The organism is Haloprofundus marisrubri (assembly GCF_001469955.1).
Classification (GTDB): Archaea; Halobacteriota; Halobacteria; order Halobacteriales; family Haloferacaceae; genus Haloprofundus; species Haloprofundus marisrubri.
Map to the genome: position 1 here is coordinate 433,956 of NZ_LOPU01000018.1, position 22,644 is coordinate 456,599.

The 22,644-nt window shown below is 65.7% G+C and carries 21 protein-coding genes; 9 read left to right on the forward strand and 12 right to left on the reverse strand.

The annotated features are described in order from the left end of the window. Nucleotides 1-406 precede the first annotated feature (406 nt). The 4 genes from AUR64_RS07945 (at nt 407) to AUR64_RS07960 (ending at nt 6,322) form a co-directional block, all read left to right on the forward strand. Nucleotides 407-1,246 carry an SDR family NAD(P)-dependent oxidoreductase gene (locus tag AUR64_RS07945; RefSeq protein ID WP_058581391.1) on the forward strand — a complete coding sequence of 280 codons (840 nt, stop codon included), beginning with the start codon at nt 407-409 and terminating at the stop codon, nt 1,244-1,246. A 120-nt stretch (nt 1,247-1,366) separates the two neighbouring features. Beyond that, nucleotides 1,367-3,475 carry an acetate--CoA ligase family protein gene (locus AUR64_RS07950; RefSeq protein WP_058581392.1) on the forward strand — a complete coding sequence of 703 codons (2,109 nt, stop codon included), beginning with the start codon at nt 1,367-1,369 and terminating at the stop codon, nt 3,473-3,475. Between the two features lie 25 nt (nt 3,476-3,500). Further along, nucleotides 3,501-4,592: a phosphotransacetylase family protein gene (locus tag AUR64_RS07955; protein WP_058581393.1), complete on the forward strand. Its 1,092-nt coding sequence runs from the start codon at nt 3,501-3,503 to the stop codon at nt 4,590-4,592. A gap of 128 nt (nt 4,593-4,720) precedes the next feature. Further along, complete coding sequence (locus AUR64_RS07960; protein ID WP_058581394.1) at nt 4,721-6,322, forward strand: bacterio-opsin activator domain-containing protein; 1,602 nt, start codon at nt 4,721-4,723, stop codon at nt 6,320-6,322. A 229-nt stretch (nt 6,323-6,551) separates the two neighbouring features. Here the strand turns inward: AUR64_RS07960 and AUR64_RS07965 are convergent, their stop codons facing one another. Beyond that, complete coding sequence (locus tag AUR64_RS07965; RefSeq protein ID WP_058581395.1) at nt 6,552-7,583, reverse strand: NAD(P)-dependent alcohol dehydrogenase; 1,032 nt, start codon at nt 7,581-7,583, stop codon at nt 6,552-6,554. A 170-nt stretch (nt 7,584-7,753) separates the two neighbouring features. Between AUR64_RS07965 and AUR64_RS07970 the strand changes: the two genes are divergently transcribed. The 4 genes from AUR64_RS07970 (at nt 7,754) to AUR64_RS07985 (ending at nt 10,951) form a co-directional block, all read left to right on the forward strand. Beyond that, the gene (locus AUR64_RS07970; protein ID WP_058581396.1) at nt 7,754-8,521 is read left to right on the forward strand and encodes an ABC transporter ATP-binding protein; all 768 of its coding nucleotides are present in this window, start codon (nt 7,754-7,756) and stop codon (nt 8,519-8,521) included. Next, nucleotides 8,522-10,174, forward strand: coding sequence for a hypothetical protein (locus AUR64_RS07975; RefSeq protein ID WP_058581397.1), 1,653 nt, complete (start codon nt 8,522-8,524; stop codon nt 10,172-10,174). A 321-nt stretch (nt 10,175-10,495) separates the two neighbouring features. After that, on the forward strand, nt 10,496-10,690 hold the full coding sequence (locus AUR64_RS07980; RefSeq protein WP_058581398.1) for a hypothetical protein: 195 nt from the start codon (nt 10,496-10,498) through the stop codon (nt 10,688-10,690). A 27-nt stretch (nt 10,691-10,717) separates the two neighbouring features. Next, a complete protein-coding gene (locus tag AUR64_RS07985; protein WP_058581399.1) occupies nt 10,718-10,951 on the forward strand; it encodes a DUF7543 family protein in 234 nt (77 codons plus the stop codon). Nucleotides 10,952-11,004: 53 nt separating this feature from the next. On the opposite strand, the gene AUR64_RS07990 is transcribed toward AUR64_RS07985, so the two are convergent. Together AUR64_RS07990 and AUR64_RS07995 are read right to left on the reverse strand one after the other, a co-directional pair. Continuing rightward, a complete protein-coding gene (locus AUR64_RS07990) occupies nt 11,005-11,820 on the reverse strand; it encodes an ABC transporter permease (RefSeq protein ID WP_058581400.1) in 816 nt (271 codons plus the stop codon). Beyond that, nucleotides 11,817-12,914 (reverse strand): ABC transporter ATP-binding protein, encoded by a 1,098-nt coding sequence (locus tag AUR64_RS07995; RefSeq protein WP_071391231.1) that lies wholly within the window; start codon nt 12,912-12,914, stop codon nt 11,817-11,819. Before AUR64_RS07995 ends, AUR64_RS07990 begins: the two co-directional genes overlap by 4 nt. A gap of 128 nt (nt 12,915-13,042) precedes the next feature. Between AUR64_RS07995 and AUR64_RS08000 the strand changes: the two genes are divergently transcribed. Beyond that, nucleotides 13,043-13,222: a hypothetical protein gene (locus AUR64_RS08000; RefSeq protein WP_155120550.1), complete on the forward strand. Its 180-nt coding sequence runs from the start codon at nt 13,043-13,045 to the stop codon at nt 13,220-13,222. Between the two features lie 157 nt (nt 13,223-13,379). On the opposite strand, the gene AUR64_RS08005 is transcribed toward AUR64_RS08000, so the two are convergent. From AUR64_RS08005 to AUR64_RS08045, 9 genes are all read right to left on the reverse strand, one after another. Continuing rightward, complete coding sequence (locus tag AUR64_RS08005) at nt 13,380-14,162, reverse strand: CBS domain-containing protein (protein WP_058581402.1); 783 nt, start codon at nt 14,160-14,162, stop codon at nt 13,380-13,382. Between the two features lie 51 nt (nt 14,163-14,213). Further along, a complete protein-coding gene (locus AUR64_RS08010; protein ID WP_058581403.1) occupies nt 14,214-15,680 on the reverse strand; it encodes a DHH family phosphoesterase in 1,467 nt (488 codons plus the stop codon). Between the two features lie 31 nt (nt 15,681-15,711). Next, nucleotides 15,712-16,296 (reverse strand): class I SAM-dependent methyltransferase, encoded by a 585-nt coding sequence (locus AUR64_RS08015; protein WP_058581404.1) that lies wholly within the window; start codon nt 16,294-16,296, stop codon nt 15,712-15,714. A 185-nt stretch (nt 16,297-16,481) separates the two neighbouring features. Further along, on the reverse strand, nt 16,482-17,972 hold the full coding sequence (locus AUR64_RS08020; RefSeq protein ID WP_394326102.1) for an NADH-quinone oxidoreductase subunit N: 1,491 nt from the start codon (nt 17,970-17,972) through the stop codon (nt 16,482-16,484). Between the two features lie 50 nt (nt 17,973-18,022). Continuing rightward, nucleotides 18,023-19,555, reverse strand: coding sequence for a complex I subunit 4 family protein (locus tag AUR64_RS08025; protein ID WP_058581405.1), 1,533 nt, complete (start codon nt 19,553-19,555; stop codon nt 18,023-18,025). Further along, nucleotides 19,552-21,615 carry an NADH-quinone oxidoreductase subunit L gene (gene nuoL / locus AUR64_RS08030; RefSeq protein ID WP_058581406.1) on the reverse strand — a complete coding sequence of 688 codons (2,064 nt, stop codon included), beginning with the start codon at nt 21,613-21,615 and terminating at the stop codon, nt 19,552-19,554. Before nuoL ends, AUR64_RS08025 begins: the two co-directional genes overlap by 4 nt. A 2-nt stretch (nt 21,616-21,617) precedes the next feature. Continuing rightward, entirely contained in the window at nt 21,618-21,920 is a 303-nt protein-coding gene (gene nuoK / locus AUR64_RS08035) for an NADH-quinone oxidoreductase subunit NuoK (protein ID WP_058581407.1), read from the reverse strand. Beyond that, nucleotides 21,920-22,363, reverse strand: coding sequence for a hypothetical protein (locus tag AUR64_RS08040; RefSeq protein ID WP_071391232.1), 444 nt, complete (start codon nt 22,361-22,363; stop codon nt 21,920-21,922). Before AUR64_RS08040 ends, nuoK begins: the two co-directional genes overlap by 1 nt. After that, complete coding sequence (locus AUR64_RS08045) at nt 22,360-22,620, reverse strand: NADH-quinone oxidoreductase subunit J (RefSeq protein ID WP_058581408.1); 261 nt, start codon at nt 22,618-22,620, stop codon at nt 22,360-22,362. The genes AUR64_RS08040 and AUR64_RS08045 overlap by 4 nt, the downstream gene beginning before the upstream one ends. Between the last annotated feature and the right edge of the window lie 24 nt (nt 22,621-22,644).

Genomic DNA, 22,644 nt, shown 5'->3' on the forward strand with positions numbered 1-22,644 from the left:
AGAGGAACGATGGGAAACCGTCGTATCTGCAGCGCGTGAGCGCCGGAAAACCCCTTTAGACTGTGGGGCGTACTCCCCCTCGATGAGCGCATCCGACACCGACGACGCCGACACGCAGGAGACCTACGCTGCCGAGGCGACGCGGATGCGCGCGAAACACGACCCCGACGACCTCATCTGAGTCGTCGGCTTCGCTGTCTTCGTCCCTCCGTCTGCTGCGTCGGCCTGCGTCTCGTCCCGAGGTTCAAATACGAGGACGGAGCCACCTCGTTCCGTGACGTAACCGTCGCCGCGGGCCGACCGAGGCGGGAGCGCGGCCGCTCGCCCGTGGGATACGAGATGGCCGCCTGTCCGCACGTTTTCCGAGGACCGAGTTTTGAGGTTGCTCCCGTTCGTATCCCACGGTATGGGACGTTTGTCGCCGACTTTCGAGGGAGACACCGTCGTCGTCACGGGCGCGAGTTCGGGCATCGGCCGAGCGGTCGCACTGGCGTTCGCCGACGCCGGGGCAACGGTACTGAACGCCGACGTGCGCGAAGAACCCAAAGAACTCCGTTCGGACGGGTCGTCGCTTCGCTTTCCGCACGACGAGGCGACGTTTACGACGCACGCGGAGACACCGACGCACGAACTCGCAGAGGAGCGCGGAGCCACGGCCGAGTTCCTCGAATGCGACGTGAGCGACCCCGCCGAAATCGAGGCCGTCGTCGAACACGCCCGCGACTACGGCGGCGTCGACGTGATGGTCAACAACGCCGGCATCCACATCAGCAAGCGATTTCGGGAGGTTCGGCCCGACGACCTCAGACGAGTCCACGAGGTCAACACCTACGGCGCGTTCTTCGGGACACAACTTGCCGCCGAGGACATGATTTCGCGCGGCGAGAGCGGAACTATCGTCAACACGGCGTCGACGACGATGGGCGTCGCCGAGTGGGAACACTCCCACTACGCGACGACGAAAGGCGCGATTCGGATGTTGACGCGGAGCGCCGCGCTCGAACTCGCCGGACACGACGTGCGGGTCAACGCCGTCGCCCCCGGACCGGTTGCCACCGAAATCACCGAGGGATGGTCCGAACGCGCCGGCGCCGTCGACGCCGGCGACACCGACCAGCCGACGCTCCCGCTTCGGGCGGCGACGCCCGACGAACTCCCGGGCGCGTATCTGTTCTTGGCCAGCGAGGACGCCTCGTTCGTCACCGGCGAGACGGTCTGGGTCGACGGTGGCGACCACGTCTGCTGAGTCGGGCCTCGGAGCGACCGCCTCGCCTCGAACCATCACGGTAGTCTGTGAGTGACATGGCGGACCACGTGACCGAACACACACCCGAACTTATGCGCCGAGGGCGGGTAGTAGAGAGTGATGGGAGCGTTATCTGAACTGTTCGCGCCGGGACGCATCGCCGTCGTCGGCGCAACTGCGCGTGAGGGGTCCATCGGCCGTGCTATCACGCAGAACCTCGTCGACGACTACGACGGCGAGGTCGTGCCGGTGAACCCGAACTACGACGAGGTGCTCGGACTCTCGTGTGTCGACTCCGTCGGCGACAGCGACGCCGACCTCGCGGTGGTCGTCGTCCCGCCGCATATCGCCGTCGACGCCGTCCGAGATGCCGGAGAGAACGGCGTGGAGAACGTCGTCGTCATCACCGCCGGATTCGGCGAAACCGGCAGTGAAGGCGCGGCCCGCGAGCGAGAACTCCGTGAGGTCGCCGAAGAACACGACATCAACCTCGTCGGTCCGAACAGCCTCGGCGTCATGAGCACGCCGAACGGGATGAACGCCACGTTCGGCCCCGACAACGCCCTCGAAGGGAGTCTCTCCTTTATGAGCCAGTCGGGGGCGTTCATCACTGCCGTTCTCGATTGGGCCAACGACGAGGGCGTCGGCTTCAAAGACGTCGTCTCGCTGGGTAACAAAGCCGTCTTGGACGAGACGGACTTCGTCGCCGAGTGGGGCGACGACCCCGACACCGACGTCGTCATCGGCTACCTCGAAGGCATCGAAGAAGGAAGGAAGTTCATCGACACCGCCCGCGAGGTAACCCAAGACACGCCGATTCTACTCGTCAAATCCGGGAAAACCGACGCCGGCGCGCAGGCCGCCTCGTCGCACACCGGGACGATTGCGGGGTCTGACCGCGCCTACGAAGCGGGTCTCGACCAAGCGGGCGTCCTTCGCGCGTCGTCACCACAGGAACTGTTCGACGCGGCACAGATGCTCGCCAACCAACCGCTACCGGACGAGAAGCGAATCGCCGTCATCACGAACGCCGGCGGTCCGGGCGTGATGGCGACCGACGCCGTCGGCGAGTCGAATCTGGAGATGGCGTCGTTTGCCGACGAGACGCTCGACGCCTTCGGCGAGAAACTCCCCGACGAAGGAAACATCTACAACCCGGTCGACGTGGTCGGCGACGCCGACATCGACCGCTTCCGCGACGCACTCGACATCGCACTCGCCGACGAGAACGTCGGCTGTGCGCTCGTCCTCTCGGCACCCACCGCAGTGCTCGACTACGCCGACCTCGCGGAGGCAACCGTCGAACTCCGCGAGAAACACGAGAAACCGGTTGCCGCCTGTTTCATGGGCGGCGAACGCGTCGACGCCGCCGAAGGCGTCCTCCGCGAGGCGGGCATCCCGAACTACTTCGACCCCGCCCGCGCCGTCGAGAGCCTCGACGCTCTCGGCGAGTACCGCGACATCCAGCGCCGCGAGTACGACGACCCCGTCGAGTTCGATGTCGACCGCGAACACGTCCGCTCGATTCTCGAAGACGCCGCCGACCGTGGCGACACCCGTATCGGCGTCGAGGCGATGAGCCTCTTGGACGCCTACGGCATCCCGACGCCCGACGGCGACATCGTCGACAGTCCCGAAGACGCCGTCACCGCCGCCCAAGACGTCGACGGCGACGTCGTGATGAAAATCGTCAGTCCCGACATCCTGCACAAATCCGACATCGGCGGCGTGAAAGTCGGCGTCTCGAACGAGGAGGTGTTCGACGCCTACGAGGACCTCATCACCCGAGCGCGGAACTACCAACCCGACGCGACGATTCTCGGCGTCCAAGTCCAAGAGATGGTCAACCTCGACGACGGCGTCGAGACCATCGTCGGGATGAACCGCGACCCGCAGTTCGGGCCGCTCCTGATGTTCGGTCTCGGCGGCATCTTCGTCGAAATTCTCGAAGACACGACGTTCCGCGTCGCGCCCGTCTCCGAGAACGAGGCCCGAGAGATGACCGACGAGATTCAGACCGCACCGCTGTTGCGCGGCGCTCGCGGCCGCGACCCGGTCGATAGAGACGCCATCGTCGAGACCATCCAACGGCTCTCGCAACTCGTCTCGGATTTCCCGGCCATTCTCGAACTCGACATCAACCCGCTCGTCGCACTCCCGAAAGAAGGCGACGAGACGGGCGTACAGGCGGTCGACGTGCGACTGACCATCGACCCGGACCAACTATAAACGACCACAGAACCCTCACACACTCATGACTGAAACCCTACTGGTGACCTCGACGCAGGACAGTACCGGAAAGACGGCGGTGACGCTCGCTCTCGGCCTGTTGGCACAGGAACGCGACCTCTCGGTCGGCTACATGAAGCCGAAAGGGACCCGCCTGCAGAGCAACGTCGGCAAGACGCTCGACGAGGACCCGATGCTCGCGCGCGAACTGCTCGGCACCGACGCCGAGATGCACGAGATGGAACCCATCGTCTACTCGCCGACGTTCATGCAGGGCGCGGTTCGCGGCCAAGAGAGCGGCGAAGACCTCGCGGAAATCGTCCGCGAGTACTACGACTCGCTCTCGGCGGACGCCGACCTGATGCTCGTCGAAGGCGGCGGCAAACACACGACCGGCGGTCTCGTCGACCTGACGGACCCCGAAGTCGCCAGCCTGCTCGACGCGAAAGTGCTTCTCGTCGCCGACTACGCGACGCCGGCTGATTTGGACGACGTGCTCGCCGCCGTCGACGACGTGCGCGCCGAAGGCGACGACCGCCTCGCTGGCGTGCTGTTCAACCGCGTCGGCGACGCCGCCTACGACGAACTCGAAAAGGAAGTCGTCTCGTTCCTCGAAAGCCGCGACGTGCCCGTGTTGGGCGTCGTCCCGCGCGAGCGAGAACTCGCGGGCGTCTCCGTCTCCGACCTCGCGGGCGAACTCGGCGCGGAACTCGTCACCGACGCACCGACCGACGCCTACGTCGAACGCTTCCTCGTCGGTGCGATGGGCGCGGACGAGGCGCTTCGCTACTTCCGCCGGACGAAAGACGCCGCCGTCATCACCGGCGGTGACCGCGCGGACGTTCAGACCGCGGCGCTGCAAGCACCCGGCGTGAAATGTCTCGTCCTCACGGGCGGACACCGACCCTCCGGCGCAGTTGTCGGCCGCGCCGAGTCCGAGGGCGTCCCCGTGCTCGTACTCAACGCGGACACGCTGTCGGCTATCGACCGCGCCGAGGAGATTATCCGCGGCGGCCGAACCCGCGACGAGCGGACCGTCGAACTGATGGGCGAACTGCTGTTCGAGCACGCCGACGTGGACGCACTCGTCCCGACGGCGGCCGACGGCGACGAGTAACCCGCCGCTGTCGCTGCGAATTCTTCTCGCCGTCTCTCGCTGCTACGCCGATTGCCGGTACTCGGTGAATTAAGTCACTTCAGCGTCCGAGCGGGCCGTTTATTGTTACAGCGACGCAACGAGGAGCAATGCAGCGACAAGGTGTCGACGAAGATGCGTCGGCGCTGCTCGACAGCGCCATCGACACGCTCAACGACGTGTTCTTTCTGTTCGACTTGGACGGTCAGTTCCTCCAGTGGAACGAACGACTGCGGGACGTGACCGGCTACAGCGACGACGAAATCGAACAGATGGTTCCGTTGGACTTCGTCGCACCCGAAGACCACGCGGCCATCTCGGAGGCCATCGTCCGCGTTATCGAAGACGGCAGAGCCCAACAGGAGGCGTCGTTTCTCACCGCCGACGAGGAGCGAATCCCCTACGAGTTCACCGGCGCGTTGCTCCGCGACGACGACGGGATTCCGGTCGGTATCTCGGGCATCGGCCGCGACATCACCGACCGAAAGCGCCGAGTCGAGGCGCTCCAGCGACAGACGAGTCGTGTCGAGACGCTCAACCGAATCAACGCGGTCATCCGCGAGGTCAACGAATCGCTCGTCCGCGCGTCGACGCGCGAGGAGGTAGAACGAGAGGTCTGCAGCCACCTCGCCGGCGAACGACCCTACCGCTTTGCGTGGATTGGTGAACTTGGCTACGACGGCGAGTCGGTCGCTCCCCGAACGTGGGCCTGTGGCCGCGGGTTCGACGACGACGTGACGCCCGATGAGATAGACGCCGACGGCGCACTCGCACTCGAAGCGATAGAGACGAAGTCGCTCTGTGTTGCGACCGACGTACGCGACGACGCGTTCGACCCGGAGACGGCGGCGGCCGACCACGGCCTCTACTCGGCCGTTGCAGTTCCGCTCGTCTACCGCGACGCGAACTACGGGGCGCTCTGTCTGTACGCCGCACGCTCGTCGGCGTTCGACGAGGACGAACTCGCGGTGCTCCGCGAACTCGGCGAGACCGTCGGCTACGCCATCAACGCCGTCGAGAAACGCAACGCGCTCGTCAGCGATTCGGTCGTGGAACTCGAACTCGACGTGGCACCTCCCGGCCCGTTCTTCCTCACCGTCGCCGCCGCGGCGGACGCCTCGCTCTCTATCGAAGGCGTCGCCACCGCCGACGACGGGTCGCTCACTGAGTTCGTCGCCGTCGAAGGCGCAGACCCCGAGTCCGTCGTCGCCGCCGCACGCGAGGCCGGCGGTGACGCCGTCGTCGTTAGCGAACACGACGACCAAGCGATTCTCCGTTTTACGCCCTCGGAGAACGCCCTCGCGTCAGTCGTCGCCGACCTCGGCGGCGTGTTGCGCGAGGCACACGCCGACGGCGACAGCGGTACGTTGGCAATCGAACTCCCCGCCGTCGCCGACGTTCGCGCCGTCGTCACGGCGCTTCAAGAGCGGTTTCCGAACACTTCGGTCCGCGCACAACGCGAACACGAGCGCACGAACGGTCGCGGCGTCGAGTTCCGCGACTCGCTCGACGAGGCGCTAACCGAACGACAGAAGGAGGTGCTGGAGACGGCGTTTCTCGCGGGCTTCTTCGAGTGGCCCCGCGGCAGCACCGCCGAGGACGTCGCCGAGGCGCTCGACGTGTCGCCGCCGACGTTTCACGAACATCTCCGCCGCAGTCAACAGAAACTGCTCACCGCGTACTTCGACGGCGTCTCGCAGAACGGCGAGTGACCTAACCGGTTAGGGCCACTGTTTTTTGACACCGAAGGGGTGCCTACGTATGCCTGGGTTCCCCACAGACCCGGCAGAGGTGAGACACCCGCGAGCGTTTCGATTCGTCGGAGGACACCCACCCGTCGTCTCGAAGTCGGCACGGGCCACGTCTGACCCGCGTGGTCGGCTGCCGCCGCTTTCACTTTCGCGCTCGCGTTCTAACATTCCAGACGCTCGACGTTCCCCCTCAGTCGAACGATATCATCCCTTTCACCGTCTCTCCGGACTGGACGCGCCGGAACGCCTCGTCGACGTCGTCGAGACCCATCTCGAAGTCGACGAGTCCCTCGACGTCGACCTGCTCGTTCGCTAGGAGTTCGATAGCCGTCGGGTAGGTGTGGCGATAGCGGAACGACCCGAGCAAGTCGAGTTCGTTGTCGATTATCTCGTTGGTGTCGAACGGGACGACGCTGTCGGCGGCGAGGCCGACGAGAACGACCGTCCCCCCGCGTCGAACCACGTCCAGCGTGTTCTCGATGGCGGGTGCCGCACCGGAGGCTTCGATGACCACGTCCGCGAACCGACCGTCGGTCGCTTTTTCGACGGCGGCGATGGGGTCGTCCTCGGCGACGTTCACGGCGATTGCACCGCGTTCGCGTGCCCGTTCCAGTTTCGAGGGGAGTACGTCGGTGGCGATGATGGGTTCTGCGCCCGCGACGCGCGCGACTTCCATCGCCAGCAGTCCGATGGGGCCGCATCCGGAGATGTACACCGCGTCGCCGAGGCCGACGCCGGCACGCCGACAGACGTGGATACCGACCGACAGTGGCTCGATGAGCGCTCCCGCCTGCAGCGACACCGACTCCGGAAGTCGATACGCGTAGTCGGCGGGCCACGCGACGAACTCGGCGAACGCGCCGTCGTCCGGCGGCGTCGCCATGAAATGGACGTCCGGACAGAGGTTGTACTCGTCGCTGCGACAGTACTCGCAGTCGTCTCGCCCGCAGGGGACGCCCGGTTCGAGCGTCACTCGGTCGCCGACGTGGAGGTCGTCGACGGCCGCCCCCGTCTCGACCACTTCCCCGGCGCTCTCGTGGCCGAGTACGAGCGGCGAGTCGACGACGTAGTCGCCGATGCGTCCGTGTTCGTAGTAGTGGACGTCCGACCCGCAGATGCCGACCGAGCGCATCCTGACCAACACCTCGTTCTCGCCGGGTTCGGGGCGGTCACGCTCCGCTATCTGTAACTGAAGGTCCTCGGAGAGTACGGCCGTGCGCATAGTTGCCATACATCCGGTAAGTGGATAAATCCCGCGAGGGACGTTCGCCCCGAGTGGATGAGTGGACGAGGGGACGAGTGGACGAGTGGACGAGAAGACGATGGGGCTGTGAGCGATTCGCCTTACGGCGAACGACATACCTTTGTCGCCCCACTGAGACGTTCGCACGGATGCCCTCCAACGCTATCGAAACCGACGACTTACAGAAGCGATACGGCGACGAGACGGCCGTCGCCGGACTCGACCTCTCGATTCCGTCGGGCACCGTCTACGGTTTTCTCGGCCCCAACGGCGCAGGGAAGACGAGCACGATTCGGATGCTGACGACGCTTTCGCGGCCCTCCGCCGGCAGCGCCCGCGTCGCCGGCCACGACGTCACCGACCGCGACGCCGTCACGCCGCATATCGGCTATCTCCCCGAGGAACCGCCGCTGTACGACGAACTCTCGGGCCGCGAGCAGGTCGAGTACGTCGCCGGCCTGCGCGACCTGCCGACCGAGGCGTCGGCGGCGCGTATCGACGACCTGTTCGAGCGCTTCGACCTCGCCTCGGACGCCGGCAAACGCATCTCGACGTACTCGAAAGGGATGAAACAGAAGGTCGGCATCGTGCAGGCGATTCTGCACGACCCGGCGGTCGTCTTCCTCGACGAACCGACCTCCGGCCTCGACCCACGGGCGGCGCGAACGGTCCGCGACACCATCTCGGATCTGGCCGCCGAGGAGACAACCGTTTTCCTGTCGACGCACATCCTCCCCGTGGTCGACGAACTCGCCGATACGGTGGGTGTGCTCGCCGACGGCCGCCTCGTCGCCGAAGGCGCGCCGGCCGAACTGAAGTCGCGCGCCGAGACGGGCGAGGAGCGGACGCTCGAAGACGTGTTCTTGGACGTGACGAGCGAGTCGCAACTCCGAGCGGACGCGCCACCGGAGGCGTAGATGACGCTACTTCCCAACCCGCGGCGAACCGCGCTCATCGCCCGCACCGAACTGCGGCGTCGCGCCCGCGCCGTCGCCGGTGACTCCCGGCGAGCGGCCGTCTTCGCGTTCGCGGCCCTCGGTTCGCTGTTGCCGATGCTCGTGCTCACGTTCGTCGCGTACGTCTTCGGGTCGGGGGCCGCCGACGGCGAGGCGCTCTCGGTCAGCCTCGCGCGTGCGGCAATCGTCGCCCCCCTCGTGTTCGGGACGTTCATGGGCGCGGCGCGGACCGCCGGGTCGTCGGCGCGTCCCGACGCCGAGGAACTGCTTCTCACCGCCGTCCCCCACCGCGACGCCGCCGCGGGGATGGCGCTGACCGAGGTGGTGAACGTACTCGGTCCGTTTTCAGTTCCGCTCGTCGTTGTCGGCCTCGCCTTTGCCGTCGGCGCTGGCTCCGTGGTCGCGGCCGTAACGGTTCCGCTCGCGGCGCTTCTGGCGGTCACCGTCGGGTTGTTCGCGGGCGTCGTTGTTGGCGTCGGCTACCATCTCGCCGTCGCCCGAATCGCGCTGCTGGCTCGCTTTCGGACACTCGTCTCCATCGTTCTGTTCGGCGCGTACATGCTCATCCTCCTCTCCGACTCGGCAAACAGCGCCTTCGGTGCGGTTCTCACCGCGGTTGCGGACTCCCCGCTCGGATGGTACGGCGACCTCGCGTTCGTCGCGTTCCCGTTCGCGTCGACGACGGGTGCTGTCGCCGCCGTCGTCCTCTCTGCTGTCGCCTTCCCGGCGCTACTTTTCGCGCACCGTTCGCTAACCGAGCGTCTCTGGTTCGGCGACGCCGTCCGGCCGGGTAGCGACGACGGTGACGACGGCGACGAATCCACCATCACTTCGACCGCAACGTCGACGGGGCAGTCGCGTCTCGCCGCTCTCGCCGGGTTACCGTTCGTCTCGCGGCCGACGGCGACTGTCGCCGCCAAGAGCCTTCGACGAACGTGGCGCGCACCGATACAACTGGTTTACGTCATCTACCCGGTGTTTTTCGCCATCGTTCCGCTACAGGAGGCCATCGCTGCGGGGGCACTGTCGGTCGAACTGTTCGTCACGCTCGTCGTCTACGTGGCATGGGCGGCGGGCGCGGCGTTCACCCTGAACCCGCTGGGCGACGAGGGAGCGGTGTTGCCCGTGACGGTGACGACACCGCTGTCGGGACGGGCGTTCGTCGGCGGACGGGCACTCGCCGGTGTACTCGTCGGCGTGCCCGCGGTGGTGCTCGCTGGCGCTGCCGCGAGTCTGGTGAGTCCGGCGACGCTCCCGGTCGTCGCGTCGGTCACCGGACTCGGCGTCGTCTTGGTCGGCTGTTCGACGGCGTTGGCAGCGGGCGCGGGGTCGGCGTTTCCGAAGTTCGAGGCCAGTCGCGTCACCCGAAGTCGGAAAGCCGTGATGCCCGGACTGGCGGCGTTCGCGCTCTACTCGGTGCTGTTTCTCGTCGCTGCGCTTCCCGGTTCGGTCGTCTCCGTCGGTGTCGCCCGCGAGTTCGTCGCCTCGTGGCTCTCGCTGTCGCCGACGCTCGTACTCGGGACGGGCCTGCTCGCGTCCGCTGCGCTCGCAGCGACGCTCGCAGTCGTTGCGGGAGCGTACGCCGCCCGAGCGTTCGAGCGCTACCGGTTCTGAGTTGATGTCGAGTCGGAACTGACTCCGACCCGAGTCGAAGTGCCGATGTAAACGACCGTTTGAACGACGTTCGACCCCACCGCGGGTCGGCGATTTTACACCGCTTTACACGCCAGTGACCTGCAGCGTCGCCACCGCCGCCGTTCACGTCCGCTCGCGTCGGCGCGCCGACTAAACGACGTCCATCATCTCACTCGGCTCCTGTGGCCACAGAATCCGATACGAGAGCCACTCTGTCGTCTGTTTCTCGGAGTGATAGACAGACTCTCACTCGAAAACAGGCGCTCATTAACTAAGCACATACAGGCCTACTGACCAAATATGGGATTCGAATGGGTAGCGTACTTCGAGTGCAGTGCGTGCGGGACGGCCGAACGAGCGGACGTCATCGAGTACGACTGCTTCGGGTACGCGGTGTGTCCGGCGTGCGGCCACGAGACGGGACCGCTCGCCAGCGCGAACTCGAACACGAGCGTGAACGTCGGCGTCGACGGCGACAGTCGAACAGCGCCGTAGTTTAGTCGGCGGCGTCCAACAGGGGGTATGGGCTGGACGAAAGCCGAGACGACCGACCGACTCACCGAGTGGGAACGCGACGACGGATGGGCGACGATTCGCCTCCGCGAGACGGGGGCGGGCCGCTGGGTCGTCCGCCTCGACAGACTCGAACAGGCTCCCGACGGGCGGACGTATCGCCGCGAGTCCGTCGAGACGCGCGAGGCGGCGCTCGAACTCGTCGAGGAGTGGAAAGCGGACTCCGACGTGCCGACGGCGTGAGGAGTGCGGGCCGAAGGAGCGAGAAGACGCGTCGTCGGAGCGGCCGCAGGTTCTCAGTACTGTCCGAGCACGCCGAGTCGTCGCGCCCGGCGACTCGCCCGGCCGAAGACGTACGCGCCGATAGCGAGGTAGCCGACGGCGGTCAGGACGAGCATCCCGACCTCGAACGCCTGAAACTCCCAGAGCTGTGTTCCTTGCGTCATCGCCTCGCGGAGCAGCGCGCTCCCCTGTGCGAGCGGGAGGAGTCGAAGCGCTGGCACTGCGTCCACCGGCGCGGCGATGAGCGCGACGAACGCGAACTGAATCAGCTGAAACAGGTTCTCGATACGCTTGTAGACGAGCGCCAAGCCCGCGAAGACGAAGCCGACACCGAGCGCCGAGGCGATGGTGAGCACGCCAACCGGAAGGACGGTTACGAGGTTGACCGAGAGCGACTGCCCCGTCGTCACGAGCATCGACAGGAGAATCACCCCGCCCCACAGCAGGCTAAAGCAGACGTTCACGGCCGCTTTCGCCGCCATCACCCGGCCGAACCCGAACGGCGACATGAACAGTTGTTCGAGCGTTCCCCACTGCGCCTCGCGGGTCACGTCCCACGCCAGCCCCGAGTAGGCGACGATGGTCATCGTAAACAGGAAGAACCCGACGATGATGGCCGCGAGCGACTCGCCGAACGCCGCCCCGCCGACGGCCTGCCCGCCGAAGAAGATGAGCGCAAAGAACACGTACAGGCCGAACAGTTGCGAGATGGTGTTTATGGGGTAGCGGACGAGCAGCGTGAACTGTTTGCGGGCGATGGCGGCCAAGAGACGGAACCACGGGCGGAAGCCGGAGGTGACGACCGGTACCGACTTCGTCGAGTCGCTCATTGGTCGCCTCCGTCGGAGACGGACTCGCTGGCGTCGATGGCCACGGGTGATTCCGGTGACTCCGTAGACTCCCCCGACGCGGGTGACTGATTCGGCCGCACGTTCGGCCCACCGCTGCGGTCGGTCAGCCCCAAGAACACCTCCGCGAGGTCCGGGTCGACGCTGTCGATGTTCCGCAACGAGACGCCGTCGCGCCGGAGAAGGCCGAGCAGGTCGTACAACTCGTCGCCGTCGGCGACGGAGACGGTGACGCGCGTGCGGTCGATTCGGCCGTCGTCGCCGAGTTGTTCCCACTCTGCGGCCTCGTACGTCGATTCGAGCGTCTCGCGGGTGTTCGACGGCACCTCGCCGCCGAGGACGAGACGGTACGACTGCGTTCGGAAGAGGTCGATGAGATTTTCTACCGTGTCGTCGGCGACGATTTCGCCGTCGTCGACGATGACGACTCGGTCGCAGACGTCCTCGACGACGTCCATGTCGTGGCTGCTGAGCACGATGGTCATCGACTCGCGTTCGGCGAGTCGCCGCAGTTCCCGGCGGAGTTCGAGCGAACTCTCCACGTCGAGTCCGAGCGTCGGTTCGTCCAGAAACACTACGTCGGTGCCGCGAGAGAGCGTCGCCGCCAGCGACGCTTTCTGTTTCATCCCGCGCGAGAGGTCGTTGACGGGCGTGTCGGCTTTCTCGGCGAGGCCGAGTTGTTCGAGCAGTCGGTTCTGTCGCGTCCGGGCCTCGGCGCGCTCTTGGCCGCCGAGACTGGCGAAGAAGTCGAGGTTCTCTCTGACCGAAAGTCGCCAGTAGACGTTGCGCGCGCCCTCCAACATCGCGGCGACGCGGCGGTACGCCCGACGCGTCTCGGTGTGAACGTCGATGCCGTGGATACTCACCTCGCCCGTCGTCGGGACGACGAGTCCCAGCATGCATTTGATGGCCGTCGTCTTGCCCGCGCCGTTGGGTCCGAGCAGTCCGACGACGGTTCCCGTTTCGATGTCGAGAGAGAGGTCGGAGACGGCGCGGACGCCGCCGTCGGCCTCGTCGCCGTACACCTTGGTGAGGTTGCGCACGGAGATTGCCGGTGGGCGGCCGGTGTCGCTCATGCCGGAACTGGCGGCGGCGACGGCTTAACGGTTTCCGGCGTCGCACGGGCGTGGCACGGACCCTTGGACTCTCGACGCGGACGCGACGTGTCGAAGACGGTTTACTCGCGGCCACCGAGATTGAGACGATGAGGCCGAACCAGACGGTTGGCGTGTTCTTTCTCGTCGTGGCGGCGGTATCGTTCGTCGTCTCGGCGCTTCCTATCGCGCCGTGGTGGCCGCTGTCGCGGCCGATTCAGATTCTCGCGTGGGCAGTCATCGGACTGCTCATTCTCGTGTTGACGCGACAGAAGCGGCGACATCGGTGAGCGAACGAGTCGGGGCGAGACCGCGGCGGCGACACCGCTGAACTCACAGTCACGACGCCGCCAGCAGGTCGAGGCTGCCCCAGTCGTACAGTAACCAGATGACGAGAAAGAAAGCGAGAACGCCGCTGGATCGGTATCTGAGGGCCCAAAAATCGAGCTACTGGAGGCGCTTCGTCGTCTCGATGAGCGGGTGGCGAGCGTAGTCGACGACGTCGATATCGTCGATAGAGGACAGACCCTCCTTCTCGGCGGTTCGCTGCATCCCGAGTTCGACCACGTCGTCGACGACGATGACGTAAGCGTCCATCTCGTCCATCTCCGACCGCGCGGCGGCGAGGACGCGGTGGTGGCCGTCGGCCAACAGAAGCGTCCCGGCGTTGTCGATGACGACGAGCGGTTCCGCGAGGCCGCGTTCGAGCTCGTACCTCCGGCCTTCGAGTTCGTCGGCGTAGACGCGCGCCTGCGTGGGGATGAGCGCCCCGATTTGGATTCGGCGGCGTTCCTCGTGGACCGGCACGTCGTGAATCTGTTCGAGCGTTCGCATCAGTTTCCCCACTTTTTCGGGCGTCGCGCGCTCGATTTGGCTTCTGATTACATCCGTGTTCGAGATGATGCCGACGAGATTACCTGCGTCGTCGACGACGGGGAGTTTCTGGATGCCCGACCGGAGGATGACGCGGGCGGCGTCGGTGAGTTTCATCTCCGGGTGCGCGACGATGATGTCGTCGGTCATTACGGTGAAGATGGGGGCGTCGTCGTCGGCCATCAGGATATCGCGGGCGTTGACGAACCCCTCTACTTTTCGGCCGTGACAGACTGGAAACCCGTTGTGGCCGTCGCTCTCGACGATTCTTCGGGCGACGTCGCCGACGGTGTCATCCGGAGAGACCGTCGACACCTCACGGGTCATGTACTCTTTCACCGTGGCATTCCCGGACATGGCCGTCGGTACGCGAGCAGGAGGCAAAAAGCGTGGTGTCGGTCACCCGACTCAGGTCTGCTCGTCGAGGGGGAACTCCAACGTCAACTCGTCGGCGTCGCCGACACCCGGCACGGGCGCAGTGCCGAGCGTCTCGAAGAAGCGGCCGCTGACGATGCCGCGGACGACTTCGGTCAACGACTCCGTCGAGTCGTCGCCCACCTCTTCGAGAATGCCGAGGGGGAGTTGTGCGCCCGCCATGTCGGCGTGGCCGCCGGCGCTCCCGATCTGTCCGAGGGCGTCTCTGAGCGTCTCGCCGAGGTCGATATCCGCGCCGCGGGCGCGCCCGGAGACGTAGACGGTGCCGTCTTTGTAGCCGTAGACCAGCGACACTTTGACACCCTCCATGTCGAGTAGTCGCTCGGCGGCCTGTGCGAGTGCGTCACGGTCGTTTATCTTGCCGACACAGGACGCCAGCGCCGTCCCCCGACTCTCACGGTTGCGGATGGCGCGCGCGATGGTCTCGAACACGTCGGCGCTCATACTCGGCGTCTCGACGCGTTCGAGCACCGAGACGTCGACACGTTCGAGCAGATACGCCGTCGCCTCGAAGTCGGTTTTCGACACCTCGCGGGTGAAATCCTTCGTGTCGACGCGGATGCCGTACAGAAGCGCCGTCGCGACGGTTCTGTCGAGGTCGCGGCCCAGTCGCTCCAGATAGTCGGCCAACAGCGTACTGGTCGCGCCGACTTCGCTTCTGAGGTCGACGAATCGGGCTTCGACGGGCGCACGCGGCGGATGGTGGTCGATGACGATGTCGACGAACGTCTCGGGGTCCAGTCCGTCGTTGACGCCGGGCCGAGAGTGGTCGACGAGTGCGATGCCGGCGTACGGTTCGAGGTCGTCGGTCGACTCCAAGTTCCGGAGTTGGAGGTCCAGCAGGTTGACCAGCGCGCGGTTCTCTTGGTGGGAGATTTCCCCGAAGTAACACGCGTCGGCGTCGACGCCGACGGTCTCGGCGATTCGACAGAGCGCGATGGCGCTGGCGATAGCGTCGGGGTCGGGGTTGTCGTGGGTGACGACCGCGAGCGGCCCCTCCAACTCGCGTAACACCGAGAGTAGTCGTCGGAGACGACGGGCGGGTTCGCGGTCGACCATCTCGACGACGTAGTCGGTCAGCACCCCCGTCGCGTCGATGACGCGGTCTGCGGCCTCGTCGAGTCGCTCGACGAACTCCGGGTCGGCTTCGACGCCCGCGTACGCCGTCACCTGCGCGTTCGGATACTGCTCTCTCGCACTCTCGACGGCCGCGAGATTTCGCTTCGCGTCCTCGCCGACGACGAGCACGACGTCGGCCGCTGCCGGATACATCTCGGGGTCCGTCGGGTCGCTGTGCGTGGCTCTGACGCCTTCCTCGCGCAGCGACGTCACGCGCTCGGGGTCGTCGGTGACCACCTGCACGCGGCCGGGGCGCTCCGCGAGCAGTTCGAGCATCGCGTGACCGACCGGGCCACAGCCGAGCAGCAGCCACCTCACCATAGGAGAGGTTCGGTCGCCTCGGGGGAAAACCCTACCGTCCTCCCGGCGAGACGGCGACTGCGCTCACCCATCGCTCACGTCCATCGACGGAGCGGGGGTCGAAGCGGGCGTCGGTGAGAAGCGAGCGAACGTCCTCAGCGAGATACCGCTCGAAGTACCGACCGTCGGCGTCACAGCCGCTTTTCTCGCCGCGTTTCACCGAGAGGTAGACGACACCGTCGGGCGCAAGAACGCGCTCGAACTCCCGAAGAATCCCGGGCGCGTCCGACCGCCCGACATGGTGAAACGACGCGCAACTCCAGACGCCGTCGAACGTCTCGTCACGGAACGGGAGCTCTCGCATGTCGCCTCGAACGAACGACGCAGCGGGGACGCTTTCGTGGGCGCTTTCGACGAACGAGGGCGTGAGGTCGATACCGGTGACGTCGTAGCCAGCGGCGCTGAACGTCTCCGAGTCCGCGCCGGGACCACACCCGACGTCCAGTACGCGCTTACCCGGGAGCGCCGCACGAAACTCGTCGCCGAAGCGAGCGGCTATCGACTCCGAGCGATACTTTTCTACGAAACTCTCTGCGTTGCGCTCGTAGGCGTCGAGCGTGCCCGAGACGTCGTCCATGCCGTCGTGTTACGCGTCGGTGACAATTAATTTCTGATTCGACAGAAGTGCGAGTCTTGGGAGTGCCGGCGTTCGGCCTCCCGCGTCGCCTCTCACGTCACTGTCGCAGACGTGGCTAGAGGAGTCGAATCCAACGAGAGGATGAAACGGAACGAAAAACGAAAACTCGAAAAGCGAAACGGAACTCAGGCGAACAGCGTTCCGGCGACGGTTTGGGCCGTCTCGATAACCGGCGGGAAGCCGGGCAAGAGCAAGACGGTGCCGACGGCGGCAATCATCACGGCGGCGTAGAGGCCGACGGGCTGACTGCCGAGTTCGAAGGAGCCGCTCGGGTCCTCGAACCACATCGCGCGCACGACGCGACTGTAGTAGAACAGCGACAGCACGCTGTTGAGTGCGCCGATGGCGGCGAGCCACCAGAAGCCGTTCTCGATGGCCTCGAAGAACAGGAAGTACTTCGAGAAGAAGCCGCCGAACGGCGGCAGTCCGGCGAGGCTGAACATGAACACGGACATCGCAACACAGGCGACCGGGGCCTGCGTCGCCAAGCCGTTGTAGTCCTCGAACGTCCGGCCGACGCCCCAGCGCTCCACCATGGCGATGAAGAGGAACGCGCCGGTGTTCATGAAGCCGTAGACGAACAGGTGCGCCATGCTCGCGCCGAGCACGTTGCCGTTGGCGCTGCCGCCCGCCGACAGTGCGGCGAGGCCGATGAGCGCGTAGCCGGCGTGACCGATGCTGGAGTACGCGAGCATCCGCTTGACGTTCTCCTGGGTCGCCGCGGCGAAGTTACCGAGCGTCATCGTGACGACGGCGAGAATCTGGAACGCGAGCACCCAGTTGATACCTTCCGGAATCGTCGCAAGCGGGAACGCTTCGACGAACACGCGGAAGGCGACGGCGAACCCGGCGGCCTTCGAGGCCGACGAGAGGAACGCCGAGACGGGTGCGGGCGCGCCCTCGTACGCCTCCGGTGCCCAGAAGTGGAACGGAACGGAGGCGGTCTTGAACGCGAAGCCACCGGCGACCATCAGCACGCCGAGGCCGGCGATGCCGACGAACTCGCCGCCGCTGAGCGCTTCGGCGATATCCGCGAAGATGAGCGACCCGGTCGCGGCGTACACCAGGCTGATGCCGAAGGTGAACACCGCAGCGGAGAGTGCGCCGATGAGGAAGTACTTCAGACCCGCTTCGACGCTGCCGCGGTTCTCCTTGAGGTACGCGACGAGTACGTACGACGGCAGCGACGCGAGTTCGAGGCTGACGAGTACGGTCGCCAGCGAGTTCGCCGACGCCATGAGCGCCATCCCGCTGGCGGCGAACAGCACGAGCGAGTAGAACTCGCCTTGGTGTTTGTGGTCGCGCAGGTAGTCGTAGCTGGCGATGGTGACCATCACCACGACGCTCGTGAAGATGGCCGTGAAGAACAGGCTCATCCCGTCGACGACGAGCGCGTCGGCGAACAGCGTGATTGCGCCGCCGTCCTGACCGACGCCGGTTGCGAGCGACCACGCGGTGGCCGCCAGCGCGGCGGCGGCACCGAGCGTCGAGACGCCCGCCAACAGCGCGCTGTTGGTGGTGTCCGCGTCGATACTGTCGATGAGCAGGAGTACGAGTCCCGTCACCGCGAGGATGAGCACCGGCGCGAGCGCCGTCCAGTCGGGCAGTTGGCCCATCTGCATCGGCGACGCGAGCGCGGTGAGTCCGGCGAACGCGGCGGGTGCCGTCATTGCAGCACACCTCCGATGACCGGGTCGACGGCGTCAGTAATCATGCTGAAGAATATCTCCGGAGCGACGCCGAGCGCGATGATGCAGACGAGCAACACCGCGAGCGGCAGGGTGTCGTGCAGCGGTGCCGGACCGACCTCGTAGTCGGTGTCGAGGCGGAACGGTCCGAACAGCGTCCGCTGCATGGCGAACAGCAGGTAGCCCGCGACGATGACGATGCCGAACATCGCCGCCGCCGTGAACAGCGCGAGGCCGTTGCCGGCGATGACCGACGACTGGAACGCGCCGGTGAAGATGAAGAACTCCGCGGCGAAGCCAGCCATCAGCGGCAGGCCCATGTAGCCGAACGCGCCCGCGATGAGGATACCCGTCGTGACGGGCATCCGGTCTGCCATCCCGGACATATCGCCGACCATCCGCGTGTGCGTCGTGTTGTAGATGACGCCGACCGCCATGAACATCAGCCCCGAGATGAGGCCGTGGGCGACCATCTGGAACGTCGCGCCGCCGACACCGTAGGCGGTGTAGGCGACGAGTCCGAGGATGACGTAGCCCATCGACGACACAGACGAGTACGCGACGATGCGCTTGAGGTCCTGCTGTGCGAGTGCGAGCATCGCGCCGTAGATGACGCTCAGCACCGCGATGGCTGCGATGAAGGGCGCGTACTCGACGGCGACCTCAGGCAGCATCGTGAAGTTGAATCGAAGCAGGGCGTAGGTCCCCATCTTCAGGAGGACGCCCGCCAGCATCACCGACACCGGCGTCGGGGCTTCGACGTGAGCGTCCGGCAGCCACGTGTGCACCGGAACGACCGGCACTTTCACCGCGAACCCGAAGAACATCGCCGCGAAGGCGACGACTCGGAGCGTGTTCGCGTCGAGGCCGTAGAACGACCCGAGGTCACCGCCGCGAAGCGCCTGTGCGACGTCGGGCAGCGCGAACGACGACGTGGAGTCGCCGAGGCCCAACACGAGCGCCATGAAGCCGATGAACATGATGAGCGACGCCGCGTTCGTGTAGACGAAGAACTTGATGGCGGCGTACTTCCGGCGTGGGCCGCCCCAGACGCCGATGAGGAAGTACATCGGCACGAGGACGGCTTCCCAGAAGATGAACCAGAGGAAGAAGTCCAGCGCCGTGAACACGCCGAGCAGGTTCGCCTCCATGAACAGCATGAGGCCGAAGAACTGCGACTGGCGGTGCTGGATGGGCGTCCACGCGCTCACGATTGCGAGCGAGGTGAGCACCGTCGTCAGCACGACCAACGGCAGGCTGATGCCGTCGACGCCGACGTACCACGAAATCTCGTAGCCCGCGACTTCGAGCCACGGGATGACTGTCTCGAACGCGGTCTGGCCGCCCAACAGGGCGTTGCCGGACGCGTCGAACTGCGACCACATGTAGAGGCTCCCGAGGACGGGAACCAGACTGAGAGCGAACGCGCCACGGCCGGCCAGTCGGTCCGGAAGGACGAACGTGACCAGTGCGGCGGCGAACGTGAATGCGATGAGCGCTTCGATTATCATACGAACCAACCTCCCTGCAGACCGAGGATGACGAGCAGTGCGACGAGGCCGAGCGTCAACAGCGCCGCGTAGTTGCTGACCACACCCGTCTGGATGCGGCGGACGCGACTACCCGACAGCAGACTGACGCTGGAGATGCCGTTGACGACGCCGTCGACGACACCTTGGTCGAACTTGTCCGCGCCGCGGGAGATGCCGCGAGCGACGTCGTTTGCCAACCAGACCTGATACTCGTCCTGGTAGTAGTTGTTGAACAGTACGTCTTTGGCGCTCCCGAGGCGGTCGGTGTGTTCGACCGGTTCGGGAACGTTGTACAGCGAGTACGCCAGACCCGCGCCCGCGAGGGCGAGGCCAAGCGACACGGCACCCGAGATGAGCGCCGTACCGAGTTCACCGCCGACGAGGGTGCCGACGCTGTAGTTGGCGTAGTCGTGCGTGAGTTCGCTGTAGTGCTCGCTGGTGAGACCCGAGGGGCCGTGGGCGAGCCAGTCGTGCAGGAACTCGATTTCCAGTCCCGTGAGCTTCGCCACCGGCACCATGTTGATGAAGCCAGCGACGACGGCGAGAACGGCGAGGACCGCGAGCGGTCCTTTGACGTTCCAGCGGACGCCGTGAGGGTTGCGCGCCGTGTCCGTCCGCGGCTTGCCGTGGAAGGTCAAGAAGACCATCCGGAACGTGTAGAAGCCGGTGAAGAAGACGGCGAGCAGGCCCATCGCCCACGCGGCCAAGAGCAGCGGACTGCCGCCCAGACCGTGGACGAGCGCCTCGTAGAGCACCTCGTCTTTCGACCAGAAGCCCGAGAACGGGAAGATGCCCGCGAGCGCGAGCGAGCCCGCGAGGAACGTGTAGTACGTCGTGGGCATGCGGTCTTTGAGGCCGCCCATGTCCCACATGTTCTCGTTGTGGTGCATCGCGATGATGACCGACCCCGCACCCAAGAACAAGAGCGCCTTGAAGAAGGCGTGTGTCATGAGGTGGAAGGTCGCGGCGATGTAGCCGCCCGAACCCAGTGCGAGCATCATATAGCCGTACTGGGAGATGGTCGAGTACGCGAGCACCTGTTTGATTTCGCGCTTGACGACGCCCATCGTCGCCGCGAACAGGGCGGTGAAGCCACCGACGAAGGCGATGATGGCGAGCGTCGTCGGGGTCAGCGCGTAGAAGCCGTACATCCGGGCGACGAGGTAGACGCCAGCGGCGACCATCGTCGCCGCGTGGATGAGCGCCGACACGGGGGTCGGACCCTCCATGGCGTCGGGCAGCCACGTGTGCAGCGGGAACTGCGCGGACTTACCCACCACACCACCGAGAACGAGAAGGCCGACGACGGTGAACCACGCCTGCGGGTCGAGGCCGAACAGCGTGTTCACGTCGCCGCCACCCTCGCCGGCGAGTGCTGCTTCCGCGAGCGCCGGGAAGCTTCCGTCACCCGCGAACGCCGCCGTGCCGAACGTGGCGAAGACGGCGACGACGCCGATGAGGAAGAAGTAGTCACCGAAGCGCGTGACGAGGAACGCTTTCTTCGCGGCGCTCGGTGGGGCTTCCTCGCGGAACCAGAAGCCGATGAGCAGGTACGAGCAAAGCCCGACCAACTCGAAGAACATGAACGCCATCAGCAGGTTGTCCGCGACGACGAAGCCGAGCATCGACGCCGAGAACAGGCCGAGACCGGCGTAGTATCGCGGAAGGCCGGTCTCGCCCTCGTCGTTCATGTATCCAAGCGAGAACACGTGGACGAGGAACGCGACGAGCGTGACGATGAGCAGCATCATCGACGACAACGGGTCGATGAGCAGTCCGAACGTCAGTTCGTACGGCAGCGGCGTGCCTTCCATGCCGCCGGCCCACGTGTAGAGTGTCTGTTGATACGTCGTGGCTGTACCAGTAAAGCCCGCTACCGTCAGTACCGTCCAAATCGAGAGCAGCAACGACCCTGCGGTGGCCGTGATGCCCGCGAGCGCGCCCCCTTTGGGCATATACTTGCCCAAGAAGAGCGCGACGAGGAACGAGAAGAACGGCAGGAGAACGATTGCCGGAACGAAGTCGAATGCACCTACCATAGTTACCACCTCATCGACGCTGCGTCAGTCACGTCCACGTCACCGAAGTTGCGGTAGAGCGTGAGGATGATGCCGATACCGATGGCGACCTCCGCGGCCGCCAGCGCCATCGTGAACAGGCTCAGCGTCTGGCCCGTTACGTTGCCCCAGTACACCGAGAAGGCGACGAGGTTGATGTTCGCTGCGTTCAGCATCAACTCGACCGACATCAGGAACAAAAGCGCGTTCCGACGGGTGAGGATGCCGAACAGACCGATACAGAATATTGCGGCCGCGAGCAGTAGATAGTACTGCGGCGGCACCATCAGCGGTCACCTCCCGACGAGGCGTCGCTGGAATCGTAGCCACCGTCCGCTCGCGCGGCGGGACCGCGTCCGCTGCTCGGTTCCCCACCGCTCGTAGGGTCGTCGCTGCGAACGTCCTCGACGAGCGCCGTCACGACTTCGCCGGCCTCCTCGCGCTTTGCGAGGTAGACGGCGGCGTCGATGGCGACGTCGAGTGCGATGGCCATGATGAGGAACGCCGCGAGGAAGCCCTCGGCGCTCACTATCTGTTGCTGCAGTTGGTCGGCCGAGATGTCGAACATCGCGTAGCCGATACTGGCGACGATGCTGACGTCGGCGGGGAACCCTTCGGGGGCCCCGAACTCAGCCTGCAGGAATACGACAGCCATCACGACGAACAGTCCGAGGGCGGCGAGCCCTGGGAGGAAGTTCGAATCGTCGTTCAACTGCGGTTTGGTCGTCATGTGCTACTCACCTCCGGGTCGGTCCGCGTGAGCATCACGGCGAACGTGATGAGAATGAGAACCCCGCCTACGTAGACGAGAATCTGCATCGCTGCGAGGAACTCCGCCTGCAGCATCACGTAATGAACCGCGACGCTCAAGAGCGCGCCCCCGAGCAGGAGTGCGGAGTGCCAGATGTCCCGCACGAGGACGACGCCCAGGCTGCAGCCCACGGTAACGAGGGCGAACAGCGCGAACGCGAGGGTTTCATAAACCATTGTGTGTGTCTCCTTGAGGTATCC